Annotated in this window: 17 protein-coding genes and 1 riboswitch; of the genes, 7 read left to right on the top strand and 10 right to left on the bottom strand. The window is 61.7% G+C overall.

Annotated features, from left to right (window positions below; translation table 11 throughout):
• Positions 1 to 9 precede the first annotated feature (9 nt).
• Positions 10 to 1,557 (bottom strand): MFS transporter, encoded by a 1,548-nt coding sequence (locus tag B8V81_RS11525; protein WP_180968429.1) that lies wholly within the window; start codon positions 1,555 to 1,557, stop codon positions 10 to 12.
• 291 nt (positions 1,558 to 1,848) lie between these two features.
• A complete protein-coding gene (locus B8V81_RS11520) occupies positions 1,849 to 3,054 on the bottom strand; it encodes a substrate-binding domain-containing protein (RefSeq protein WP_028599388.1) in 1,206 nt (401 codons plus the stop codon).
• A gap of 151 nt (positions 3,055 to 3,205) precedes the next feature.
• Between B8V81_RS11520 and modA the strand changes: the two genes are divergently transcribed.
• Together modA and modB are read left to right on the top strand one after the other, a co-directional pair.
• On the top strand, positions 3,206 to 4,102 hold the full coding sequence (modA, locus tag B8V81_RS11510; RefSeq protein WP_101808401.1) for a molybdate ABC transporter substrate-binding protein: 897 nt from the start codon (positions 3,206 to 3,208) through the stop codon (positions 4,100 to 4,102).
• Positions 4,099 to 4,800, top strand: coding sequence for a molybdate ABC transporter permease subunit (gene modB, locus B8V81_RS11505; RefSeq protein ID WP_028599386.1), 702 nt, complete (start codon positions 4,099 to 4,101; stop codon positions 4,798 to 4,800). The genes modA and modB overlap by 4 nt, the downstream gene beginning before the upstream one ends.
• Positions 4,801 to 4,906: 106 nt before the next feature.
• Here the strand turns inward: modB and B8V81_RS11500 are convergent, their stop codons facing one another.
• The 5 genes from B8V81_RS11500 to B8V81_RS11480 all read right to left on the bottom strand — a co-directional run bounded on the left by B8V81_RS11500 (position 4,907) and on the right by B8V81_RS11480 (position 8,656).
• Entirely contained in the window at positions 4,907 to 5,992 is a 1,086-nt protein-coding gene (locus B8V81_RS11500; RefSeq protein ID WP_028599385.1) for a tetratricopeptide repeat protein, read from the bottom strand.
• 358 nt (positions 5,993 to 6,350) lie between these two features.
• A complete protein-coding gene (locus B8V81_RS11495) occupies positions 6,351 to 6,632 on the bottom strand; it encodes a GNAT family N-acetyltransferase (protein ID WP_028599384.1) in 282 nt (93 codons plus the stop codon).
• An 87-nt stretch (positions 6,633 to 6,719) separates the two neighbouring features.
• Complete coding sequence (locus B8V81_RS11490) at positions 6,720 to 7,478, bottom strand: AraC family transcriptional regulator (RefSeq protein ID WP_164820117.1); 759 nt, start codon at positions 7,476 to 7,478, stop codon at positions 6,720 to 6,722.
• Between the two features lie 268 nt (positions 7,479 to 7,746).
• Positions 7,747 to 8,103 carry a transcriptional repressor gene (locus B8V81_RS11485; RefSeq protein WP_028599382.1) on the bottom strand — a complete coding sequence of 119 codons (357 nt, stop codon included), beginning with the start codon at positions 8,101 to 8,103 and terminating at the stop codon, positions 7,747 to 7,749.
• Positions 8,104 to 8,242: 139 nt separating this feature from the next.
• Complete coding sequence (locus tag B8V81_RS11480) at positions 8,243 to 8,656, bottom strand: phage holin, LLH family (protein WP_028599381.1); 414 nt, start codon at positions 8,654 to 8,656, stop codon at positions 8,243 to 8,245.
• A 683-nt stretch (positions 8,657 to 9,339) separates the two neighbouring features.
• Positions 9,340 to 9,496: riboswitch (cyclic di-AMP (ydaO/yuaA leader) on the top strand.
• Positions 9,497 to 9,650: 154 nt separating this feature from the next.
• On the opposite strand from B8V81_RS11480, the gene B8V81_RS11470 reads away from it, so the two are divergent.
• The 4 genes from B8V81_RS11470 to B8V81_RS24805 all read left to right on the top strand — a co-directional run bounded on the left by B8V81_RS11470 (position 9,651) and on the right by B8V81_RS24805 (position 13,121).
• Entirely contained in the window at positions 9,651 to 10,310 is a 660-nt protein-coding gene (locus B8V81_RS11470; RefSeq protein ID WP_043111467.1) for an HAD family hydrolase, read from the top strand.
• 61 nt (positions 10,311 to 10,371) lie between these two features.
• A complete protein-coding gene (locus tag B8V81_RS11465) occupies positions 10,372 to 11,625 on the top strand; it encodes a mannitol-1-phosphate 5-dehydrogenase (RefSeq protein WP_164820116.1) in 1,254 nt (417 codons plus the stop codon).
• Positions 11,626 to 12,019: 394 nt separating this feature from the next.
• Positions 12,020 to 12,520: a Panacea domain-containing protein gene (locus B8V81_RS24810; protein WP_028599377.1), complete on the top strand. Its 501-nt coding sequence runs from the start codon at positions 12,020 to 12,022 to the stop codon at positions 12,518 to 12,520.
• Positions 12,507 to 13,121, top strand: a complete 615-nt coding sequence (locus tag B8V81_RS24805; protein ID WP_127464385.1) for a hypothetical protein — start codon at positions 12,507 to 12,509, stop codon at positions 13,119 to 13,121. The genes B8V81_RS24810 and B8V81_RS24805 overlap by 14 nt, the downstream gene beginning before the upstream one ends.
• Before the next feature lie 168 nt (positions 13,122 to 13,289).
• Here the strand turns inward: B8V81_RS24805 and B8V81_RS11455 are convergent, their stop codons facing one another.
• Positions 13,290 to 13,967, bottom strand: a complete 678-nt coding sequence (locus B8V81_RS11455; RefSeq protein ID WP_028599376.1) for a helix-turn-helix transcriptional regulator — start codon at positions 13,965 to 13,967, stop codon at positions 13,290 to 13,292.
• Between the two features lie 146 nt (positions 13,968 to 14,113).
• Here B8V81_RS11455 and B8V81_RS11450 point away from each other — a divergent pair, with 146 nt between their 5' ends.
• A complete protein-coding gene (locus B8V81_RS11450) occupies positions 14,114 to 15,409 on the top strand; it encodes an MDR family MFS transporter (protein WP_101808399.1) in 1,296 nt (431 codons plus the stop codon).
• Positions 15,410 to 15,556: 147 nt separating this feature from the next.
• On the opposite strand, the gene B8V81_RS11445 is transcribed toward B8V81_RS11450, so the two are convergent.
• Entirely contained in the window at positions 15,557 to 16,765 is a 1,209-nt protein-coding gene (locus tag B8V81_RS11445; RefSeq protein ID WP_052333351.1) for a S8 family peptidase, read from the bottom strand.
• 111 nt (positions 16,766 to 16,876) lie between these two features.
• The gene (locus B8V81_RS11440; RefSeq protein WP_101808398.1) at positions 16,877 to 18,109 is read right to left on the bottom strand and encodes a Fic family protein; all 1,233 of its coding nucleotides are present in this window, start codon (positions 18,107 to 18,109) and stop codon (positions 16,877 to 16,879) included.
• Positions 18,110 to 18,234 lie beyond the last annotated feature (125 nt).

Genomic DNA, 18,234 nt, shown 5'->3' with positions numbered 1-18,234 from the left:
GCCGCGTCCCTATCCGGCAGCCGCCTGGGCCTCGGCGGCGGCCTCCGCAGCGTCCGCTTCCCGGGCGGCAGCATCAATCCGATGCCGGAACAGCGCCGTTAGAATCGCGGTCGTCAGGTAGAACAGGCCGGCCATCGCATAGACGGCTCCGACTCCCCAGCGATCCGCCATCCAGGACAGCAGCACGACCGACAGGCCGAACAATGAATAGACAAGCGTGTTCTCGGCGCTCATGACCTTGGGCAGCTGCTCCGGCGGACAGACCTTTTGGAATACGGTCCGTCTCGTCACCTCGCGCAGCTGCTGCGGAGGCCCCATCAGCACGACGAGCGCCAGCGCCAGCAGCGGAGCCGTCGTCCAGGCGAAAGCAAGCGTGAACAGTCCCATCAAGCCCGCGCCCGCCGCGATCGACAGCGCCGGCTGGCGGGACAGCCGCCGCGTGAAGGCGACGACGAGCAGTCCGCCCGCGATGCAGCCGGCGAAGTAGCCGGCGTTGATGAAGCCGTACCATTGCGTGCCGGAGCCGAGCTGCTCCGTCGCATACACGAGCAGCAGCGCTCCGATCCACGTCGCGCTAACCGTGCCTTCGATCGTCTCGATGAAAAAGATGAGCCGCAGCACCGGATTGCGCCAGATGTTCCGCCAGCCCTCTTGGATCGAGGCCCATGCGCCGTTCTCCAGCTTCGTCCCAGAGCCGCCGCGGCGCTGAGCCTGCGCGCTCTCGCTCCATTCGGCTCCAGCATCGCTCCTCGCGTCTGCTTCCTTGCGAACGCCTGCGTCCGCTTTCGTGCCGCTAGCCGCCGCTCCGTCCACATCTGCTTTCATTCCGCTAGCCGCTGCTACGCCCGCTTCCGCTTTTGCGCCGCTAGCCACAGCTCCGTCCACGTCTGCTTTCGCGCCATTAGCCGCCGCTCCGTCCACGTCCGCTTTCGTGCCGCTAGCCGCCGCTACGCCTCCGTCCGCTTTCGCGCCCTCTCCCGTTCCTGCGCCTTCCGGTTCGCGCAGGCGCAGCGTCATGAACAGCGCGGCAGCATAGATGCCGAGCGTCGCGTTCAGGACCGGCGAGGCTCCGAGCCAAGCGACGATGATTCCCCCGGCCGCCCAGCCGGCCATCATGACGATCTGGTCGGTCGTCGACATGAGGCCGTTCGCGCGCAGCAGCTGCTTCTTGCCGGCATACCGGGGCACGAGCGCATTGCGCACCGGCGTCGTGATTCCGTCGGTGAAGCTCAGCAGCCCGATCAGGACGAGCACGTAGCCGATGCCGTCCTCGGTCAGCCCCCGCACGGCGAGCAGCAGCATGAGGAACAGCAGCACCTGCAGCAGCTGAGAGAGCTTGATGAGCCTCGTCAGCGGCCAGCGGTCCATCACGATCGGCGCGGCTGCGCCGCAGGCCAGCTGGCCTGCCACTCGCGCGAGCGGCACGAGCGAGGAGAACAGCGCCGAGCCGGTCAGCTTGTAGACGATCGTCACGATCGCCAGCAGGTAGAGCGCGTCGCCCAGATTGGAGATGCTCTGGCCCGCCCAAAGCCAGCGGAATTGTCGCGGTTGATTCATAGGTGACCTGCTCCTTTTCGGCTGAACCGACTGCTTGATCCACGCCTTAACTTTATAAATATTTTTCTTTATAAAGTCATCATACGGAAGGCAGGCTTTGCGTGTCAATGCCGTTTTGATTCGACACGCATGATCCCGAGCTTCTTCTTCCCGTGGATTCATGCCATCCGAGAACAAAAAAGCGCGCCCCGCGGGGGCGCGCCATGCGGCCATGCTCAATTCTTCGTCGACCGCGTTCGCATTCTCGGCACGGGCCGCCGCCTTTTCGTCTTCCTTCGCCGGCCCTTCCGCTCAAGCCTCCAGCCAGACGGTTCCGGTCCGGCTCACGTCGCAGCCCGTAATGGCGCCCAGCTCCTTGCGAAAAGCCGGCAGCTCCAGGACGCGGCGCAGCTCCGCGAGCAGCCGTTCGTTCGCTTTCGTCCGGAGGACGACGAGATCGTACCGCTCCTGGATGAGCGGCAGAAAATCAAGTCCGCCGACAAGCTCCGCCGCCTTCGCCATGCCGACTCCGGCATCCGCTTCCCCGGAAGCGACGGCCGCCGCAATCTCCAGATGGCTGTTCACGCATCGGTCATACCCGGCAATGCCGTCGGCCGCCAGGCCGTGCAGCCGCAGCTGCTCGTCCAGCAGCACCCGCGCTCCGGCGCCGCGCTCCCGATTGACGATGCGCAAGCCCTTCCGGCCGAGATCGCCCCAGCCCGTCAGGCCGAGCGGATTGCCTTGGGCGACGTACAGCCCGGCCGGCCGGACGAGCAGATTGACGACGATCAATGGCGCTCCGACAAGCAGCCTGCGGATATAAGGCAGATTGTACGTATCCGTATCTCCGTCCCACAGATGGGTGCTGACGACGTCGGAGGCTCCCTGGTACAGGTCGATCAGGCTGTCGAGGCTTCCCTTATGGGAACGGAGCGGCCGAAAGCCCGCCCGGGACAAATAAGCGGCAAGCAAGTCCATGCCGGGATCCTGTCCGGTCAGGACGACCGTATGCGCAGGCTCGAATGCCGCCAGCGGACGTGCGGCCTCGAAGCTGCCGATTTCTCCCCGGGGCGTCCCGATCGACGCGGCCGGATTTGTCGGGTCCAACGACGTGCCCAGCCCTGTCCGGTCCGGGTACGCCAATCCGGGCCTGTCCGAGTGCACGCCCGGACCTGTCCGGTCCGAGTAAACTCCCTGCCCGATCCTGTCCGAGTGCATGTCCAGCCCTGTCCGGTCCGGGTACGCCAATCCGGCCCTGTCCGAGTGCACGCCCGTCCCTGTCCGGTCCCGCTGCGCGCCTGGCCCAGGCTTGTCCGAACGCGCGCCATACGCCGATGCGCCGGCTTCCCGTTCCTTGGCTTTTTGCTTGTAGGCTTCCAGGTCGGAAGCGTCCACTCGCATCTGCTTGCCGACCCGGTAGGCGGACAGCGCCCCCTTTTTGATGAGATCATAGACGGTCAGCTTCGATATTTTCAGCAGGCGGGCGATGTCTTCGGTCGTATAGGATTCATCCGGCATGGCGGTATCTCCCCGGCTTTCAGCGATAGTGTCGATCTCCAGTTTACCATAGATCGAATCGGCTCATTTACAACGGCTCTCCCCCTCTATATAATCATACTAATTATATCTAGATATAACAAAACCATATGGATTAGAGGGAGTAAGAGAGATGAACCGATACCGCCGTTTTGCCTTCCCGTTCCAAAGCGCCTTCTTCCTGGCGCTCGCATTCGCGCTGCTGCTCGCCGGCTGCGGACAAGCCTCCGACTCGAACCGCACGGACAGCGGGGCCGCCGCCGCCGCCTCCCCGGCTCCGTCCGCCGCCGCCAGCACGGAGCCGTCGCCGCAGGCTTCTCCGGCGGACGCCGAACCCGTCCAGCTGACCGTCTCCGCCGCCGCCAGCCTGACCGGGGCGCTCGGCCAGATCGAGACCGCGTTCGAAGCCGCGAACCCGAACATCGAGCTGAATTTCAATTTCGGCGCTTCCGGCACGCTGCAGAAGCAGATCGAGCAAGGCGCTCCCGCCGATCTTTTCCTGTCCGCCTCCACCAAGAACATGAAGGCTCTCTCCGACGCCGGGCTCGTGGACGCCGCCCATTCGGCCGATCTGCTGGCCAACAAGCTCGTGCTTGCCGTCTCCAAGGACAGCACGCTGGCGCCGAGCGGCCTGGATGCTCTCCAGGACGCGGCATACTCCCGCATCGCCGTCGGCATCCCGGAGAGCGTCCCGGCCGGCCAATACGCCAAGCAGGCGCTTGACGGCGCCGGACTGTGGGATGCCCTCAAGGACAAGCTCGTGCAGGCCAAGGACGTCAAGGCCGTGCTGCAGATGGTCGAGACGGGCAACGCCGATGCCGGCTTCGTTTATGAGACCGATGCGCTCGGCTCGGACAAGGCGAAAATCGCCCTTGAGGTCGATCCCGCCGCGTACTCGCCGATCCTGTACCCGGCGGCCGTGCTCGCCGAGAGCGAGCATCCCGAGCAAGCCGCGGCCTTCTTCGACTATCTCCGCTCTGCGGAGGCGCTGGACGTGTTCCGCAGCTTCGGCTTCTCCGAAGCGCCATGAGTTTATCTGCCATCGACTGGGAGGCCTTCTGGCCTCCCGTTCTGCTTTCGCTGCGAGTCGCGCTGCTCGCCTCGATCGCCGCCCTCTTCGCCGGCACGGCTGCCGCGCGCTGGATGTCCCGGACGCGGCTGCGCGGCAAGCTGCTCGTCGAGACGGCGTTCCTGCTGCCGCTCGTGCTGCCGCCGACCGTCGTCGGCTTCGTGCTGCTCGTCGGACTCGGCCGCCGTAGCTGGGCGGGGCGGCTGATCGAGGCCGTCTTCTCGTCGCCGCTCGTCTTCACCTGGTGGGCCGCGGTCATCGCCTCGGTCGTCGTATCGTTTCCGCTCGTCTACCAGACGATGAAAACCGGCTTCGCCTCCATCGATGCCGACCTGGAGCAGGCTGCCCGGTCCGCCGGGGCCAGCGAGCTCCAGGTGCTGCGCTACGTCGCCCTACCGCTCGCATACCGCTCGCTGCTCGCCGCCTTCGTGCTCGGCTTCGCCCGCAGCCTCGGGGAGTTCGGAGCGACGCTCATGATCGCCGGCAACATCCCGGGCGTGACGCAGACGGTGCCGACGGCCATCTATGTCGCCGTCGACAGCGGACAGACCGGCATGGCCTGGGCGTGGACTGCCGCCATCGTGGCCTTCTCCTTCGTCCTGCTGCTCTGCACAGGAGGCATCCGCCCCGGCTCGCCGTCCGACCGCCGCTCCCGCTGATCGGCGTCTCTGCCGACATGCCTTCCTCCGCAAGAAGCCAAAAAAGACGGGCCATGCAGAGAGCTTTCCGCTCTGCATGGCCCGTCCTATTGATCTTGGCTTCGCTTTACTTGCCGGTCGGCTGAGCCAGCTCAGCCTGTTTCTGCTTGTATACTTCCTGCCATTCTTCCTGGTAGCGGCGGTAAAACGCCGGGTAGCGGAAGCGCAGCTGCAGGATGCCGTGCATGAGCTTTTCCGGATCGGCATCCAGGCGGCTCAGCACTTCGGCCGGCAGCTGGGCGCGAAGGCCGGCGGCGGCTTCCTCGTTGAACTCGCCATAGTACCATTCCATGTTGCGGATGACGATGGCCGGGTGGACGGCCGTGTCCTTCTGAAGCTTTTCGAGCTCCTTGCTGAGCGCGTGCATCTCTTGCATCTGCTTGCGCAGCTCGCGGATCTCCTCGCTCTTGCTGTCCATGCCGTAGACGAGCTCTGCGAACAGCTCGGCCTCGCGGAAGCGTCCCGCCTGCATGTAGGACTGGCACTCGAGCAGCAGCACGATGCGGGCGCGGACGAGATCGTCGCCCTGCTCCAGCGACTTCAGGAAGCGGCGGACGCGCGGCTGGATTTTGGACCAGCGGTCCCATTTTTTAAGGTCGATGACGCGGTTGATCTGAGCGACGAGCAGCGGCAGATGCTCCGGCTTTTCCTCGCCCTCGGCCGGCAGCGCTTCTTCGACGACGCTCCAGGCATCCGCTTCGCGGCCCGTCCGGATGTACGCTGCGGACAGCAGGGCGGCAAAGCCCGACTTGCGCTCTGGATGCTCGGCGACGAGCGCCTCGAGGCGCTCCACGACGCGGCCGTAATGGCCGAGCTCTCCGAGCAGGTTGGCGACCATCGCCTGGATGTCCGCCTGCTCGTCGGCGTTGGAGGCCGTCTGCAGCAGCGCCTTCTCCCGCTCCTCGAACGCCTCCCACTTCTCTTGGGCAATGAGCGCGTACAGCACGGCCGCTTGGGCCGCGCCCAGCTCGGGCTCGCGCTCGACGATGCCGCCCAGATGCGTCTCGGCGGCGGCGTAGTCTTCGCCGGCGATCGCTTGGCGAGCTTCCTCGAGCAGGCCGTTCAGGGCATCGCCCTGTTCGCCGGCAAGCTCCGTCCGCTTCTCGATCTCGCCGGATATGATGGAGAATAAGTTCTCGATTCCTGGTTTCAATGTCCCTGCTTCTTGCGGGGAAGTTTGATTTTGCATGTCGAATTCCTTCCTCTCTGCTTCCCCAGTCGCAGCGCTCCATGCTGGCGCAAGCCAGGCTTCCGGGCCGCTGCCGGGACAATATCCCGTCTATTATACCATAGCCGGGGATGAATGCGGATACTGGGAGATTCCACTAAGTAGACGTACGGAAAATACCGTTTGTTGCAGCCGGCTCCGGCCCTCCGCCCCAGCAGCTGTTCCAGCCGCGTTTTGCGGAGCGAACGGCAAAAAGCCGGACCCGGATGATCCGGTCCGGCCGCAGCCGATGCAACGTTCCGCCGGCCTATGGCGGCGGCCGTCCGTTGCCATCCGCTCGCCTTCAGGCGAGCAGGTCGGCGTAGTCCTTGCGCCGCTTGAACTGAGCGGCCGCATACGAGCAGGCCGGCTCGATCTTGACGCCTTCGCGGCGCGCCTCGTCCACGACGGCCTGCAGCAGGCTCGCCGCCAGGCTCCGTCCCCGATGCGAGGGCGATACGTACGTGTGGTCGACGATCCATACTTTGCCGCTTGCCGCAGGGGCGTAGGTGATCTCTCCGATCGGCTCTCCGCCCTCGCGGATGACGTAGCCGTTGCCCGATTTTTCCGGCGCTGGTTCAGCCATGGACGATTCCTCCTTTGGGCGGCGCCGGTGCGGCTCCCGCCTTCCCTTATGTCATACCCCGAGAAGGCCGGTCTTAGTCAGGATCGCTCAGCCGAACCGATGGCCCGCCGCTTCCGGCAGCAGGTAGCGCTCGGCAAGCGCGCTGCGGGCAAGCATGCCCGCCGGGCGCTTTCCCGCCCGCCGCAGCTCCTTCGTGTATTCGCCGATCGTCATGCCGTAGCTTTCCTTGAAAAGGCGCATCAGGTGGCGGGGACTGATGCGGGACATCTCCGCCAGCCGTTTCACGGTAACTTCCTTTTCGTAATGCTGCTCGATGTAGGTCCGGACCGTCTCCAGCGCCGCGTCGAGCTGCTGCTCCGACCCGCTCAGCGCTTCCTTGAACAGCCGATGCAGCAGATCCTCGAAGACGGTCTGCCCGCGGAACCGCTCCAGCGGATCCAGGCTGCTCCTGCATGCGCAGACGGTCTTGCACAGCGACACGAGCGCCGTCGCCGGGTACGGAAGAGGCTCGCCCGACAGCGGAATCTCCGGAGCATGGCGCGGCAGCGGCACGGCTCCGCTGTCCGTCTCGTCCGGCGTCAGCGCCTGGAACCGGAACACGTACATCTCCAGCCGATAGGCGGAAGCGACATCCGCGCGGAGGTTCTCTCCGGGCGGACTGATGTAGACGACGCCGCTCCGCAGCGGCACGGCACGGTCTCCGGCCGCCAGCATGCCTTGGCCGCCCGTCACGGCGACGAGCCGAAAGTCCGACTGCCATTCCGGCCGTACCGGAGTCAGCCCCGCGGCCCCGAACGGCGCCGCATCCCGCAGCTTGAACCAGATCTCGTCCAGCCCTCGCGGCATCGGCAACTCCTGCGGTCCGGCCTGTTTCTCTCCTGCGCCCATTCGCATCCACCGTCCTTGTCTGAAGAATGTCCTGCATCGCGCGATCGACAACCTGTTGTTTCTCCATCTTAGTGAAAATGATTCTCATTGTCAATTAAAGGCGTTTTGCCGGCAGCATCCATCTCCCTCCCCGTCTCCTCCTTCGGCGCCGCCTCTCGCGATCCGGCAGGAATGGAAAAAGCCGCTGCTCCAAAGACGAGCAGCGGCACGAAAAAGCTTTGGACCGTCAGACTGCGGGACGGGAGCTGCGGGCAAGAGCGGGTCCGTAACACGGAACCTCGCCGTCCCTTTTGGACTCGCGCACGAGCCCCATCCGCTCGAAGACGCGGAGCTGGCTGTAGACGGCAGTCGCTCCCGCTCCGCGGCCATGCCCGGAGACATGGAGCTCGCGGACGAGCTGCTCGACGGTGGAAAGGCGGTCGGCGGTGTAGATATATTCAAGCAGCGCATAGCGCTGGGGATTGAGGCGGATGCCTCTCGCCTCGATCTGATCGACGGCATCCTGCAAGCGGCAGGCAGAGGACGGAGCGGCAGGAGACAAGGGCGACGGGGCAGCATTGCGTCCATTCGGCGCGATCGCCATAGCGAACCTACTCCCTTCACGAATTAATTCTATTTGATAATAATTATAATTAACTCAAGGGAGCTTTGCAACGTCTGTCTTCGGCGCTCCGCTCCATTTCAATCCGCCAGCGTCTCCTTCCCCTGCTCGGATCCTGCCGCTACTGGCTCACGCCTTCCCCGTAGGGACTGCGGATGACGGCCGATGCCGGGATGCCCTCCCAGGGCTTGATCATGGCATTGTAGTCCAAGACGGCCTTCTCGATGGAGGCGCGCAGCACCTCGGAGCCCGGTCGGATGCCGAGACGCTGCGCCTGCTCCTGCGCATACTTCATCGCCATGGCCAGCTTCTGCGGCCCGCCGCCGTTCGGATAGGCGGACTCGGCGAGCGCCGCGGCCTCTTCGGCGATGCGGTGCAGCAGCACCCGCTGCTGCTCGCCGACTCTCGCCGTCAAGTACGCGACGCCGCGCCGGCACAGAATCGGCACCATGACAATGACGGCAAGCGCCAGCAGCGCCGTCAGCACATCCTCCGCAAAAGACGCCCAGAGGGGCCAATCTTCGTTTTCCATCATGAACCGTTCTCCTTTGTTCCTCAAGGTGTCTGCCCACAGCAGGGCTCGCTTCTGCCTCTCCGGCTTTGGCCGGGTCGCGGCATCGCCTCCTCTCATCCGTCCGCGGCGCAGGGTAGATACCCTTGACATAACCGCGATCGGCATGTTCGGAAGCAGCCGCCTGCGGCTCGCCAGCCGCCAATCGTCTCGCGGACTCGTACCTAGAATTAGGCTTTCGCCTCGCGTTTCCCTTCTTTGTTCGCCATTTTAAAAGAGCGCTTCCCCTATTGCGATAAAACGGGACAAAAGGGAACAAATGTTCTTACCCCTACCATAAAGGATTCTTCCATCTGCCGTCAATCCTCGCCGCCGGAAGCGGTTCCGTCCGGTTTTGAAAAAAATTTTTTCCATGCGGAATCCGCTTTATTTCCGCTGCCGTGCTCCCGGCATGGAACGCTGTTCTCTCCGGTCTTCCGCAGCCCGTTGAAGGCGGTTTCGGCAAAGGCAATCCGGCAGCGCTTCCATTGCCGCAGCGGCCGGCATTCCATGCCGTTCGGCGGCTCGTCCCGGCCGGGACTGCGGGCTGCGGTCCGGCCGCTCCGATTCCGCCGTCCGCAGCAGCTCCCGGACAGCGCTTACACCCTGCGGGCGGACGCCATTCCTGGGCCGATGCCTCCCTTTACAATCTTTTTCAAGCCAGGTACGATTGTTCTGTGCTTAGTTCCCGGCAGCCATTTTCCGGGAAGCGGGGAAACCACTTTTCAGGGGCGAATCGTCCGCCGCGGCCACCGGGCCGCAGCGAGCGTAGGGTACCATCCACCCGAGTCCGTCAGCTAACCTCGTCAGCCTGAGATGGGTCACTCATCAGCGTATGCTTCCATGGCCCGCTTGCCTTGCAACGGGTCTGTTTGCGTTATCCTCATCTCCGGGCAGAGCTCCTTCCGAGCTTTGTTCCTGGCCCCCGCTTCTGCCGGACTGCCGCCCCCATCCTACCGACGAAAGGGAGCAGATCCATTTGAACCAAACGACTAAAGCCGTCATTTTCGATTTCGACGGGACGATCATCGACACCGAGACCGCTTGGTATACCGCTTTCCGCGACGCCTACAAGGAGCATGGAGTCGACCTGTCGCTCGACATGTACTCCGGCTGCATCGGCACGAGCCTCCACCGCTTCAATCCGTACGAATATCTCATGACCGATCTCGGCCTGCCAATCGACAAAGCCGAATTCCGCGACGCGGTCCATCTCCGCCACGCCCGCCTCATGGAGCGGGAGGCGATCCGCCCGGGCGTCCAGTCCTACCTCGACGAAGCGCGCCGCCAAGGCATGCGCATCGGACTCGCTTCGAGCTCCAAGCGCGAATGGGTCGTCAAGTTTCTCGCTCAGCTCGGCCTGCTGGATTATTTCGAGGTCATCCGCACCGCCGACGATGTGGAGCAGGTGAAGCCCCATCCCGCCTTGTACCTGCAGACGATGGAGGCGCTCGGCGTACAGCCGGAGGAGACGGTCGCGATCGAGGATTCGCCCAACGGCGCCAAAGCCGCCCATGCGGCCGGCATCCGCTGCGTCGTCGCGCCGAATGCGATTACGCGCGGCCTGGAGTTCGGCCCCTGCACCCATCTGGCCGACTCGCTGGAGCAGATCGACTTCAACCGCCATGTGCTGATTTGACCGAATATTCCGTAAAATCGACAGAGAGAAGCATCGACGATTCGAAAGGGGAGAGTCTATCTTGAGTGCAGCCATACCGAATCCGGCCATCCGGGAGACGGCAGCCGGACGGATCGGCGCCGAGCCGGCGGGCTTGTCGGCTTCGCGCCGCGAGGAAGCGGCCGCGCGGCCCAAGGCGGTCCATTTTGGAGCCGGCAACATCGGGCGCGGCTTCATCGGCGTGACGCTGGCGAAGTCCGGCTACGAGGTCGTATTCGTCGCCCGCAATCCGGAGCAGATCCGGCTGCTGCGGGAGCAGAAGGAATACGCCGTCGAGTACGCCAGCGAAAGCGGCGAGCGGGAGACGGTCGGCCCGGTGGACGCCGTGCCGATCGGCAGCGACAAGGAGCTGGCCCGCCAAATCGGCGAGGCCGAGCTGATCACGACCGCCGTCGGCCTCTCCGCCCTGCCCTCCATCGCCAAGGCGCTGGCCAAGGCGCTGGAGAAGCGGCTGGACAAAAGCGGCGGGCGGCCGCTGCCGATCATCGCCTGCGAGAACGGCATTCGCGCGAGCAGCCAGCTGAGACGGCTCGTCTTCCGGCATCTTCCGGAGGCGCTGCATGAGCAGGCCCAGCGGCAGCTGACGTTCCCCGACGCGATGATCGACCGCATCGTGCCGGCGCAAAAAAACCGCGATCCGCTGTTGATCCGCGTCGAGCCGTTCCACGAGTGGGTCGTGGAGACGGGCGGAGCCGAGCCGATGCAGCGCATCCGCGGCGTCAAGTACGTGCGCGATCTCGGCCCGTGGACGGAGCGCAAGCTGTTCACCGTCAACACCGGCCACTGCGCCGCCGCCTACTTCGGCTACCTGGCCGGCTTCCGCACCGTCCAGGAGGCGCTCGCCAGCGAGCCGGTGCGGGCCAAGGCGCGCGCCGTCCTTGAGGAGACGGGCGCGCTGCTGCTCGCCCGCCACGGCTTCGACGCGGCCGAGCATGATGCCTACGTCGACAAGACGCTGGAGCGCTTCGCCAATCCGGCGCTCTCCGACAAGATCAGCCGGATCGCCCGCTCGCCGCGCCGCAAGCTGGACCGCAGCGACCGGCTCGTCCGCCCCCTGCTGCTCGGCCACGAGCTCGGCCTGGAGATGCCGACGCTGCAGGAAGCGATCGCGGCCGCGCTCGCCTACCGCAATCCGCTCGACGAGGAGTCGGTCGAGCTGGAGCGCATCCTCCGCCGTGAAGGGCTGGACGGAGCGCTCAGCCGCAAGCTCGGCCTGCCGCGCTCGCATCGCCTCGTGCGGTCGGTCGCGGACGCCTACGACCGGCTCGGGCGGTGACCGCGCCAAGGCGACGTGAGCCGCCGCTATGCAAAGCTAATAATGGAATTTATAAATTCTGATGTTATTCCCACGATTACTCGATTTCTCGTCATTTTCGAATATCGTCCCGATCAATGTGCTTAGCCCGACATAAACTCTCTTTAGGTAATGGTTAAACCATTCAATAAGCAATTACGCGCTCGTTAAATTCGAGCCAGTTCCTTAGTACCGAAGGGCTACTCTAAGGAGCGGCCTTTTTTAAATTTATCAAAGAAATTTCAACATAAACGTATACAAAACCCTTGTCTTGTGTAAAATGAAGGTATGGGTGTTTACATTAGTAACACCCATTAAACCGGCCTCTTAAAGAACATACGTTCTATTGAGAGGTAGGAACTGGAGGATCTTCTCTATGAATACTACAGGGGCTCTTTTTGAAGTTGATACCGTCGCAAATTACCTTTATGGCAAAAAGCCTGATATTTCACCTTTAAAGCTTCAAAAAAGTCTATATTTCTTATTTGCTTATCATGGTGCGTATTATACTGAAGAAGCTGAGGAAGGCGTTTTAGAAGGCTCTATAGCTAGCCAAAATAAATATCTTTTTAATGCAGAGTTTCAGGCATGGAAATTTGGTCCAGTTATTCGTGAGGTTTATTTCCGGGATCGAGACGGTCTGTACGGATCACCAGAAGAAATTGCCGAGGCAAATATCGTTATTGGGCAAAACCCCGAAGCCAAAAAGTTTATTGATGAGCTTTTTGAACAAATAGATGCAGTCAGTGATTTTACTCTTGTTGATCGGAGTCACGAGGATTGGGTATGGAAAAAGGCATTCGCAAAGAATCAATCCACTCCAATGAATAGTGATGAGATTATAAAGGAATACTCCGACAGATATGTCACCCTCTAGAAGAAAGTCAAAGAATCTCTTTAGTAGCTCAATCAAGCCCAAAGAGAATATTAGCTTTCTCAAAAAAATGGGTGTAGATAAACTAAAAAGTAGCGGATTTACTGAATCTACTGCACATATACTTCATGTTTTTGAATTGCACAACGAAAACGTTAAACATTCTAAGCGAATTGATGAATTACAGTTTACAAATTACCTTAGCAATACAACAGAATCTGCAAAGCGCGATAAAATTGCCGAATTAGGATATGATTTAAGCTATATCGACAATGATAAAGGCGATCAAGTACGATTAAATGATCGTATAAAGAGTTGTCTCGCTCTCTATATTGACCAAATTGAAATTGACGAGAATATTTTTAAAATCGACCTATCCTCATTTTATAGTGGTCAAACTGGAGTCCGTATATTCGTTAAGTGTGAAGTAAGCAGAAATGACGAAGGACAATTCAAAGCAGCTTACAAGATAATTATGATTGATCCTTTTCATCTAGTCATTCCGAGCCAATTTAACGGCTTCACTAAAGAATATGTGATGAATAAAACTTTTCGAGAAAACATTGGTAATAATTTATGCATTAGCACTTATTTTGACAAATAGAAGTAAGACGTTTACTCGACTCTTAGTTTATTTCATTTACATCTACGATTTCCGAAATGGAGTTACCGTAGCAACAAATAATCATAAAAAAGCTTCTCCATGCAGCCTGAGCGGGCTGCATGGAGAAGCTTTTTGGCATGGGCCCTATTGCCCCCGGCTGCCCCGCGCTCACGGCGTAATGCGGTACACGCAGCGGCGGCCTCCGCTCAGCATATGCTCGGTCCGCTCCACCCCGACGCCGTCGCCAAGCACGCCGCGGATCATGCCGGTCTCATACCGGCACAGGCTCGCGCAGGCTTGCGCGGCGTCGCAGATCGGGCAATGCTTCTCGGTGAAGACATACGTGCCGTCCGGCTCGCGCTCGTACTCGGCCATATAGCCCTCCGCCGTGCGGAACTCCGCGAGCCGCCGCAGCTTCTCCTCCAGCAGCGAGCCGCCGTCCCGCGCCTGCTCCGCCTCGCCCTCCGACAAGGAATAGTGGGCGATCTGCTTGCCGTTGCGGACGGAGAGCAGCTTCTCCAGCCCCTCCTCGCCGAACGTCTCGCGCACCGAGTCCATGAGGCCGATCGTCAGCTCCGCATAGCCGGCCGGGAACAGCCGGTTGGCCTCGGACGTCAGTCCCCACAGCTTGGCCGGACGGCCCATCGCGCGCGGCTCCTCGCGGTGGTCGATCATCCCTTCCTTTTCGAGTCCGTACAGATGCTGCCGCACCGCCATGCCGGAGACGCCGAGGCGTCCGGCCAGCGCGGCGGCGTCGAGCGGGCCGTGCTGCTTCAGGAGATCCACGATCTGCCTGCGGGTCCGGGTCGCGCTGGCGCTGTCCGGCTGCTTGTCTTTCGTCGACATCCGTATCCTCCCCCTCGCTCTTCGCCGCCTGCGCGGCTCCTTTCCTAGATTGTAAAGATAAGCGTTGACAAAGTCAAAGGAAACCGGATACGATGCTCCTTGACTGTTCTCTTATCGATAAAGGATTCCGTAAAGGAAGTGCCCGAATGAAGCTCCGCCACTGGGATGCCAACCTCAAGCTGCGTCTCGGCGGGGAGTTTGTCACGAACGTCATCTTCTGGACGTTCTTTCCTTTCCTCGCCATTTACTTCGCGCGCGCCTTCGGCAAAGGCGCGGCAGGGCTGCTGCTCGTGCTGTCGCAGCTCGCCGCCGTATTCGTCAATCTGATCGGAGGCTACTTCACCGACCGCTACGGCCGCAAGCGCATCATGGTGCTCGCCGCCTGCGGCCAGTCGCTCGGCTACGGCCTGCTGGCGGCAGGCGGGTTGGCGGGCCTGCCGGCGCTCTCGTTCGCCGGCTTCGCGCTCGCGAGCGGCTCCATCAGCCTGTACCAGCCGGCCAGCCAGGCGATGGTCGCCGACGTCGTGCCGGTCAAGGACCGCGCCTCCGTCTTCGCCGTGTTCTACACGTCGGTGAACATCGCGGTCGTCGTCGGACCGCTGCTCGGCTCGCTGCTGTATGCCGCCCAGAGCACGATCCTGCCGGCGGCGGGCGCGATCGCTTGCGGCCTGCTGGCCGCGCTGCTCTCGCGGCGGCTGCGCGAGACGATGCCTGCCGCCGGCCCGCCCGCAGGCGGGCCGGCCACCCTTCAGCCGGCATCCTGGAAGGAAGCGCTGGCCGCGCAGATCCGGGGCTACCGCATCATCGGCTCGGACCGGGTGTTCCTGCTGTTCATCCTGGCCGGCGTGCTGCTGTCGCAGACGTTCATGCAGCTCGACCTGCTGCTGCCGGTCTATTTGGAGGAGGCCTACCCGTCGACGCCGCTCTGGAGCGGCTCGGCCGTCGAGCTTGCCGGCGCGCAGACGTTCGGCCTGCTCGTCGCCGAAAACGGGCTGCTCGTCGCGCTGTTCACCGTCGCCGTAACCCGCTGGGCCTCGCGCAAGAAGGACCGCTGGATCTTCATCGGCGGCGCGGTCTGCTATGCGGCAGCGATGGCTCTGTTCAGCCAGCCGCTCGGCTTCGCGGGACTCGTCGCGATCGTCGCCTTGTTCTCGTTCGGCGAGCTGCTGTGCGCTGGTCCCCAGCAGCAGTTCGTCAGCCGGCTCGCGCCGGAGCGCATGCGCGGGCAATACTTCGCCGCCTCGAGCCTGCGCTTCACGATCGGGCGCGCCGTCGCGCCGCTTTCCATTCCGCTGAGCGGATGGATCGGCTTCCCCTGGACGTTCGGCGCGCTCGCCCTGCTGGCTCTCGCGGCCGCGGTCATCTACAAGATCATGTTCGATCTGCACGAGCATGACGGCCCCTCGCCTGCCCGGACGCTGCAGGAGGGCGAGGCGCTCTGAGCGGGTTCGCGCGCGGCGCCCGGACGGGCAGACAGGAGCCGCCGGCTGCCGCTTCGCTCTCGGCATGCTCCCCTCCCCTTCCCATTGCAAAGAGCCTTTCGATTCGACTCGAAAGGCTCTTTTTGCCGCTCCCGCCAGACTCGCCGGTCAGGCGGCTCCGTCCGTTCCGCCTTCGCCGCCGCCCGCTACCGCCTGTCCGGCGTCGACGCGGCCACAGCTCCAGCACAGTCCGCCGTCTCCGGACCGGTCGGCCGTCTCCAGCAGCCGGGCGCGGATCTGCTCGCCGGTGAGGCCGAGGCTCGCCAGCAGCGCGGCCGTGCCGGCCACATGCGGAGCGGCCATCGAGGTGCCGCTGAAGTACGTGTACCGGCCGCCGGCATACGTGGACGCGATCCGTTCGCCGGGCGCCGCAAGCTCCACCCAGGGCCCGTACGCGGAAAACGCCGACGGCAGATCCTGCGGATCGACCGAGCCGACGGCGATCACCTCGTCGTAGGCGCCGGGATAGACCGGATCGGACGAGCCCGTGTTGCCCGCCGCGGCGACGACGACGGCGCCCTTGGCGACCGCGTAGCGGATCGCCGCCCGCAGCGCCGACGATCTCGCCGGACCGCCGAGGCTCAGGTTGATGACATGCGCGCCTTGATCCGCGGCATAGCGGATGCCGGCGGCGATGCGCCGCAGCGTCCCGTTGCCGGCGGCGTCCAGCACGCGCACCGGCAGCAGCGAGACGCCCGGCGCGATGCCGGCGATGCCGATGCCGTTGTCCGCCTCCGCCGCGGCGATGCCGGCCACATGCGTGCCGTGGCCGTTGCCGTCCTCGCCCGTACCGGCCGGATCGACGAAATCCTTTCCCGGCAGCACTTTATCCGCCAGATCCGGATGCGACGAGTCGATGCCGGTGTCGAGCACGGCGATGATGATCCTGCGGTCGCCCCGCGTCTTCTCCCAGGCCCGCTCCGCGCCGATCTGCTTCGGCCCGTGCTGCAGGCTGTAGTAGGGATCGCCAGGCACGAGGCATGTCCGGTACACGTAGTTCGGCTCCGCGAACTCCACGCCGGGATGCCGCTCGTACAGCGCCTTGAGCTTGCGCGCGCTCGCTCGGCCGCGGACGGAGCGGACGACATGCAAGCCTGTCCGTCCAAGCTCCTCGACCGCCTCGCAGCCGCAGCGGCGGTGGATGCGGTGCCTGCCCTCCGCAGCAAGCCCTTCGGCGAACTTCACCAGCATCTCGCCCGGCTCATGCTCCGGCATGCTCCGCTCCGCCAGCCAAGCCCCGGCCTGTCCGGCCATCCACCAGACGCCGGCCGCGGCAGGCAGCAGCAGCACGGCGGGCAGCCATTGCCAATCCATCATGCGAACCGCCCCCTTGTCGCTCGCAGCTTGTCGCTGCTCTACTACTCTATGGGGGGGTCTCGCAGATGGCTTGGACGGGCGAGGCGGACGATCGGAAAAGGGCTCCTTTTCTTACAGAGATAATATTTTTTCTATGCAGCCGTCGCAGATTTGAATTGATTTCGGCTTCTTCGCAACCACTTCAACATATCCTTCTTGAACAAGGCAATCCATCGCCTGATTCACTTTATGCCTGGACTTGCCGGTGTAGCCCATCAACTCTTTCAACGATAAAACGGTGTTTTCGGCGATAAAGACATTGATCGTCAGCATGAAAGACAAAATCTGTCTTGCATCTCCGTCTTTTGACCATTTTTCTTTTTTCATATATTCGTTGATTCTTTCGAGCTTGATCAGGCTAAGCTCCAAGTCTTCGATGATGCTTTTTTGACCCGTCGACAGCAGCTCCAGCATGTCGATCAGATAGAAGGTCAGGTCGCCTTGATTCAAAGGGAATGCGATTTCCTCCAGCGCTCGATAATACTTGGCTTTATTCTTGTTGATCGCATAGGAGAATGTAATCGCGGAGTACTTCTCCAGATAGCGCGACAAGTAACTGCCTACAAGCAGACGTCCCGTACGCCCGTTGCCGTCATAAAAGGGGTGGATATACTCGTAATAATAATGGGCCACCATATAACGATATAAGGGAGGATGGGCGTCATCCTTTAAATAATGAATTAGCGCCCCGAGCGACGCGATAATGTTTTTTTCCGTGCTCACGCCTATATGAGTTGTGACCTGGCCATCGCTGACCTCGACAGGGCCTTGCCGGAACAGATCGCCATCCGGTCTGTCCTCGGCTTTAATTTCATCGGCTACCAGCTCATCGTACAAGCTTCTAAAGTCTTGAACTTTTTCGAACGCGTCGATCTGATCGATATAAAGATAGGTCTTCATCAAACCATTAAATCTTTTGTGTTTAGGCTCCACATTTTTGACTTCACGGAGAGCCTCCTGCAGTTCCTTCTTCGTACTGCGTACGCCTTCAATTTCATTATTGCTCTGCGCCTCGTTAACAATGAGCTTTTGGAAATAAGGCTCTACGATAAAATCAGGCAGCTTGCTGATGAGAGAAGAAATCTTCGAGCTGTTCAACAACACTTCGTTGTTAAGACTCATTAATTCATGCGTATTTACATAAAACAACTCGAATGAGTCTGCCGTCGTTTGTCCTTTTCTAAATCCCTTAATGAATAATGAGCTCAAATAGCTGCCGTAACCGTTTTTTCTATGATCTAATTCCTTGGCCAACGTTTCCCGATCCACTTTATAAAAAAGCTTAGTTAACCTTTCGTATCTCAACCCACTCGCCCCCCTATTTTCAAGAATGGGACTTTTTTTAAATTATAGTTCCAATATACCCTCATTTCAAACCTATTATTCGCTTTTTCCCACAGGATGATCGCCGCGCAGAGAGTTGTCATCAA

The organism is Paenibacillus pasadenensis (assembly GCF_002864175.1).
GTDB lineage: Bacteria > Bacillota > Bacilli > Paenibacillales > Paenibacillaceae > Paenibacillus_O > Paenibacillus_O pasadenensis.
Note: the sequence above shows the minus strand (reverse complement) of the source record. Positions and strands in the feature narration are given on the sequence as shown.